Genomic DNA, 6660 nt, shown 5'->3' with positions numbered 1-6660 from the left:
AATGTCTGTAATCATTTTTTCTAATTTTGAATCATCTTCCTCAGAACGCAGGATTGTGCGCAGATCGTGTCCTACACCAGAAAATAAACAAGTATAGAGCTTGCCTTCAGCTGAAAGTCTAGCCCGATTGCATGATGAGCAGAAAGCCTCTGTAACTGATGAAATGATTCCAAATTCCTGTTCAGAGCCAGAGTACCTAAATCTTGACGCTACTTCACCTAAATAATTCGGCGCAATTGGTTCAATCGGCATGACACGATGAATAGAATCAAGAATTTGTTTTTTAGAAAAAACAGATTCCATATTCCACTGGTTCGTATTTCCGACATCCATAAACTCAATAAATCGTAAAATATGGCCTTTTTCTTTAAAAAATTTGGCCATTGGGATAACTTCCTGGTCATTGACGCCTTTTTTTACAACCATATTAATTTTTATTTTTAAGCCAGCTTCAGATGCTGCCTCAATTCCATTTAAAACTTCTTGTACTTTTACCCCTCTGCCATTGATTTTTCCAAACAAATGGTCATCAAGTGAATCAAGACTGATGGAAACTCGTTTTAAGCCAGCTTTTTTCAAATTCATTGCATATTGCGGCAGTAATACTCCGTTTGTCGTCATGGCGATATCATCAATACCATCGATTCGCGCGATTTTCTCCACAAGGTCAGGCAATGATTTTCGCATTAAAGGCTCTCCACCAGTAAGCCTGACTTTTTTTATTTCGAAGGCTTTAGCAAAAATCTTAACTAACCGTTCTATCTCTTCAAATGCTAGCAGCTGTTCTTTTTTCAAAAAGGGGTAATCGGGCCCGAAAATTTCTGCAGGCATACAGTAGGTACAGCGAAAATTACACTTGTCCGTTACTGAGATTCGCACATCTCTAAGCGGCCTGTTTCTTTTATCCTGTAAAATCAAGTATGATCGCCTCCTTTTTATTACTCTATAATCCTATGTGAATGAGAATAAACGTTAAATGAGTTTCCTCTTATAAATCCAACAGCGGTAATATTTAAATCCTCTGCTAATTTAATAGCAAGATTAGTAGGGGCTGATTTTGATAGAATAATTCCAACACCAATTTTTGCAGCCTTTAATAGTACTTCAGATGAGATTCTTCCGCTAAAGGCAATAATTTTATCTTTTACAGATATTTTATTTTGGATACAGTAACCGTAAATTTTATCCAATGCATTATGCCTTCCGATATCAGTTCTGCTAATAATCATATCCTCTCCTGAGAAAAGGGCAGCATTATGCACTCCGCCAGTTTCTTGGAAAGTTAAACTGCTGTCCTGCAGCTGTCTCATGATGGATAGACATTGAGCTGGAGTTACCGTAGTCTTGGAGGTAGAGGTCTTAGCCGTACGAGCATCATTGTGAAAATAAAACTGGCGGCTTTTCCCGCAGCAAGATCCAATAAATCGTTTTGAGTGAAATTCATGACTGGTTGTAACTGGAACATGTAAATCCACATAAGAAATTCCCTTGCTTTCGTCAATGTTAATGGTTTTTATCTCATCCTGTTGTCGGATAAATCCTTCCGAAGCGAGGAAGCCAATTGTTAATTCTTCAAGATTTTCCGGTGTACAAACCATTGTCGCAAATTCTTGTCCATTTAACATGATTGTCAAAGGCTGTTCAGTCACGATCTCATCCATCTTCTCTTGTAAAATGCCATTCTCGTACCTGTAAATCCAGCTGTTATTGCTGATTTGACCTGCCATATTCATTCACCCGCCCATACTTAACTTAATTACCCAAATAGTAGCATAAAATTTTCATATAGCAATAGTAAAAAAATCTAACATAGTGAAAAACTTAATAATGGTTGAATACCAATAGGAAAGATGTTAATATTTAGAAAAGTTCACAAACTTGTAACAATTATTGATTCGAGATAGCGAACCTGTCATCGGTTAATATCTGTTACAGCATTTTATGTAAGCGATTAACTGTTGGTGTATAGTAGCGTTCCTGCTGGTAGCTAACCGTCAATCCCTCCTAATGTTTATTAGACAAGGAGGAATTGACGGTTTTGTTTTTGGCTTGCAAAATAATATTAATCGGGGTGTTGAGAGGATGAAAAAAGCGAAAAACAGATGGCTGATTGCAGCATCTGCGGTAGGAATTCATATTTCTATCGGTTCTGTTTATGCATGGAGTGTTTTTACAAAGCCAATTGTTAATCAATTCGGATGGGATTTAACTGATGTGAGTTTTACATTTAGTTTAGCTATTTTATTTCTAGGATTATCCGCCGCTTTCTTAGGCCATTTCGTTGAAAAGCATGGGCCGAAAAGAGCTGGGATGCTTGCTGCGATGTTTTTTGGTGTTGGAATCACAGGGTCAGGATTAGCTATCAACTTAGAGTCATTGCCATTATTGTATATTTTTTATGGAGTTCTTGGAGGAATAGGCCTTGGAGTTGGCTATATTGCACCTGTTTCAACACTTGTAAAATGGTTTCCAGATCGGAGAGGATTAGCGACAGGACTAGCTATTATGGGCTTTGGCTTCGCAGCTCTTATTAGCAGCCCTATCATGCAAAGCTTAATTGATGCTGTTGGGATTGCTAATACCTTTTATATACTTGGAGTCTCGTATTTTATTATCATGATGGTATCATCTCTGTATCTTGCACCGCCTAAGCAAGGCTGGGTTCCTGCTGGTTTCCAAGATAAAATAAAGGCTGGCACGAAAACGCTTAAAGAGGATCTATCACAATTAACTGCGAATGAAGCGATTAAAACAAAGAGATTCTATTATTTATGGCTGATGTTATTTATAAATGTTACTTGCGGTATTGCGATTATTTCTGCTGCATCACCGCTTGCACAGGAGAGCATTGGTTTAAATGCAGTCGCTGCAGCCGCACTTGTAGGAGTACTAGGAGCATTTAATGGACTTGGACGAATTGGCTGGGCATCGATTTCAGATTTTATTGGCAGGCCAAATACATATACAACATTTTTCTTAATACAAGTGATTGCGTTTCCATTAGTTACGATGACAAGCAATCCGCTTATTTTCCAAATTCTCTTAGCTATTATTTATACTTGCTATGGCGGAGGCTTCGCAGCCATTCCGGCCTATATTGGAGATTTATTTGGAACGAAGCAACTTGGTGCTATTCACGGATATATATTAACAGCATGGGCAGCAGCAGGGTTAGCAGGTCCGATGTTTGCATCTTGGGTTCGTGAAACGACAGGTTCCTATTCTCAAAGTCTTATGGTTTTCACTGGGATGTTTGCTGTTGCTTTAGCGATTTCACTCCTTATTCGACTCGATATTAAAAAACTCAGACAAAAACAAGCAGAAACACGAAATGTTGCGGTTTGACAATTTTGAAAATAATTGTTTAACTTAGGATAATAGGATCAATCTTTCAACATATTAATAAAGTATTTACAAACAAGAATGATTCTTAAACATAATATTATACTGGAATTAAAGGGTTGAAATTGATGAATAAATATGAAGCAGAATTTAGCAATCTTGTCCGATCCTTTCGAAAAAAGCATATGGGAAAGGGACCAAGTAAAGTAACAACTACCTTTTGCAAAAACTGGGCTATTTGTGAAATGGAGGGAAACCTCTCCCCAGTTGAGAAGTTTATTGTAAGTGCAGATGATGGAAAACAAATGGTCCGCGCTGCAAGAACTGAAATGGTAAAGGATATGTATAAGAAGAATCAGCCAATCGAGATGGAGGAATTTTTGCAATCCAAACTCATCGACCTATTTGTAGATATCGATATCGAAAGAGATTTTGGGATGTCGGTGTTTGTTTTTGATAAAAACATTGAAGAAATGTATAAAACTAAATAGTCAATAGGAAGTTGGCACTTGGTAGCGACCCTGCTAAAGACTAACCACCAAACACATGCGTAATTTTTGTGTCTGGTGGTTTTTGTATTTTTTGTGAAAAAAACTGTTAAATAGATATTAGAATTACGATCATTAAAAAATTCATTATTCAGCATGAATGAAAAAGGAGAAGATTGTCATGAGTTCAACTAAGCATACAGGACCAATCAAATTAGATACTTCCTTAAAGCCATCCTTGTGGGCTGGCAAGGCGCCAATGGGGCTTGGGAAGATAAAGCCTCACCATATTAGAGATACGATGAAGGTAGCATGGGATAATAAAGATAATTTAGGATATGCTTATCGGATTCTGACACAAGGTGTGTGTGATGGTTGTGCCCTTGGTGTATCTGGGCTTTATGACCAAACTTTAACGGGTCCTCATTTATGTACAACAAGATTGAATGTTCTTCGCTTGAACACGATGCCGGCCATTGACCCGGAGTTGCTTGAAAATATAGATAAATTGAAGGAATTAGACAGTACACAGCTTCGGAAGCTTGGAAGAATTCCATACCCTCTATCGAGAAAAAAAGGAGAAAATAAGTTTACAAGAATATCTTGGGACGAAGCTTTAGACAGGATTGCAGCGAAAATAAAGCAAATTGATCCTAAACAGCTTGCATTCTATTTAACTGCTAGGGGAATTACGAATGAAGTTTACTATACAGCTGCGAAAGTAGCTCGGTTTCTAGGAACAAATAATATCGACAACGCTTCCCGCATATGCCATTCGCCAAGTAAAACAGCATTAAAACGGTCATTGGGTATTGGAGCATCTAGCTGTAATTATAAAGATTGGATCGGTACCGATGTATTAATATTCTGGGGCTCTGTTGCAGCAAATAATCAGCCTGTCTCCACTAAATATATGTATGCAGCTAAAAAAGCGGGAACAAAAATTATTATGATTAACCCATATCGAGAGCCAGCAATGGAAAATTACTGGATTCCTTCGATTCCGGAAAGTGCACTGTTTGGTACACAAATTGTCGATGATGTGTATCAAGTTAATATTGGCGGAGATATTGCCTTTATGAATGGTGTGATGAAGCACTGGTTTGAAATGGAGGAAAAAGTTCCGGGCTCTGCGATTGACCATGATTTTGTCAACGAGCATACAAATGGTTTTTCTGAGTTAAAAGACCATCTCAAGAATCAAGATTGGGAACTGCTTGAAAAGTCATCTGGGTTAACGAAGGAAAGAATGTATGAGTTTGCCGAGCTGCTGGCCAAATCAAAATCCGGTGTTTTCATTTGGAGTATGGGATTAACACAACATCGCTTTGCAACGGATAATATTTCACAAGTGGCTAATCTTGCCATGCTTCGCGGCTTTATTGGAAGAGAGCATTGCGGTGTTATGCCAATCCGCGGACATAGCGGGGTGCAAGGATCAGGTGAAATGGGAGCTGACCCGTTTGTACTTCCAGGAAGTGATTTTGATGAGCTCAATGCAAAACGCATGGAATATTTATGGGGATTCCCGGTTCCTAGATGGCAGGGGGATACAGTAGGTCAAACATTGGAAAATATCATGCTGCCGGAGAATCATCCGAGAAAAGTTAAGCTCTTTTTTACAAGTGGAGGAAACTTCCTCGAAACAATGCCAGATCCTCATTTTATTCAGGAGGTTCTTGAAAATGTTGAACTGCGGGTCCATCAGGATATCATTTTTAATACATCTACCCTAGTGGATGCAAAAGAAGAGGTCATTATATTACCTGCGATGACGCGATATGAGCAGCCTGGTGGAGGTACATCCACAAGTACAGAAAGAATGGTATATTTTAGTCCAGAGATTAAAGGGCCAAGAATTGAGGAAGCTAGACCAGAATGGGAAATTTATGTTGACCTCGCATCAAGAGTATATCCTGATAAAAAGCATCTAATTGAATTTAAACATGCAGATGAAATTCGTGATGAAATTTCTATAGCCAATAGAAATTATGATGGCATCCAGCATTTGAAAAACAAGGGAGATGTGTTCCAATGGGGAGGAGCCTGGTTATGCGAGGGCGGGGTTTGTCCTACTCCTGATGGCAAAGGAAACCTGCTGGCCATTGAAATTCCTGAGCTGCGGAAAACGGAAGGCCAGTTCTATGTGACAACAAGACGCGGAAAACAATTCAATTCGATGGTTTATAGTGAAATAGATCCTTTCAATGGGGCAGATCGCTATGATATTTTAATGAATGCAGACGATGCAGAGAAACTTAATATTCAAGAAGGAGATGCTATCGTTGCATTTAATAATTACGGCACTTACCAGGGAAGAGCGAAATTTGAAGATGTGAAATCAGGTAATATCGCTGTATTCTGGCCAGAAGGCAATGTACTGCTTCCTAAGGGCGTGTATGAGAAGTATGCGGAAATTCCGGAATACAATACTACGATTATTCTCGAAAAAGCAGAAACGTTCCATGCACAAAAGGATCGAAAATATTTAGAAAAGAGAATTGAAGAACTCGAAATGAGTATGAGCTAAATCTAGTTTCTTCTATTATATAGGCTGATCATGCAGGCAAAGTATACTTTGCCTGCATGATCAGCTTTTTTTGTTTTAAAACATATATTCTAATAATATTTTACCAATGATTTCCTTAGTTGGGCGACGGATGGGGCTGATTGAAATATTTTTGTAATATAACTAAAATAGTCCTGTTAAATTAGCATGTTATAATTCAATCTATAAATAGTTAAATAACTTGCTGATAATAGAACATAGTAAATAATATTACTTTTTAGAATTTGAGAAATGTCTAGCTACAGCGCCTACCCTCGACGT

At 38.2% G+C, this 6660-nt stretch carries 5 protein-coding genes; 3 read left to right on the top strand and 2 right to left on the bottom strand.

Annotated features, from left to right (window positions below; all coding sequences use genetic code 11):
- On the bottom strand, window positions 1-918 hold a 918-nt coding region (gene moaA / locus V7149_RS06820), incomplete at its 3' end, for a GTP 3',8-cyclase MoaA (RefSeq protein ID WP_335344895.1).
- Window positions 919-938: 20 nt separating this feature from the next.
- A complete protein-coding gene (gene fdhD, locus V7149_RS06815; RefSeq protein ID WP_335344894.1) occupies window positions 939-1727 on the bottom strand; it encodes a formate dehydrogenase accessory sulfurtransferase FdhD in 789 nt (262 codons plus the stop codon).
- Window positions 1728-2082: 355 nt separating this feature from the next.
- Between fdhD and V7149_RS06810 the strand changes: the two genes are divergently transcribed.
- The 3 genes from V7149_RS06810 to V7149_RS06800 all read left to right on the top strand — a co-directional run bounded on the left by V7149_RS06810 (window position 2083) and on the right by V7149_RS06800 (window position 6360).
- Window positions 2083-3345, top strand: a complete 1263-nt coding sequence (locus tag V7149_RS06810) for an L-lactate MFS transporter (protein ID WP_335344893.1) — start codon at window positions 2083-2085, stop codon at window positions 3343-3345.
- Window positions 3346-3470: 125 nt separating this feature from the next.
- Window positions 3471-3833, top strand: coding sequence for a DUF2294 domain-containing protein (locus V7149_RS06805; RefSeq protein ID WP_335344892.1), 363 nt, complete (start codon window positions 3471-3473; stop codon window positions 3831-3833).
- Window positions 3834-4011: 178 nt separating this feature from the next.
- On the top strand, window positions 4012-6360 hold the full coding sequence (locus V7149_RS06800; RefSeq protein ID WP_335344891.1) for an FdhF/YdeP family oxidoreductase: 2349 nt from the start codon (window positions 4012-4014) through the stop codon (window positions 6358-6360).
- Window positions 6361-6660 lie beyond the last annotated feature (300 nt).

This window comes from Bacillus sp. JJ1503 (assembly GCF_036965125.1).
Taxonomy (GTDB): Bacteria; Bacillota; Bacilli; order Bacillales; family Cytobacillaceae; genus Cytobacillus.
Note: the sequence above shows the minus strand (reverse complement) of the source record. Positions and strands in the feature narration are given on the sequence as shown.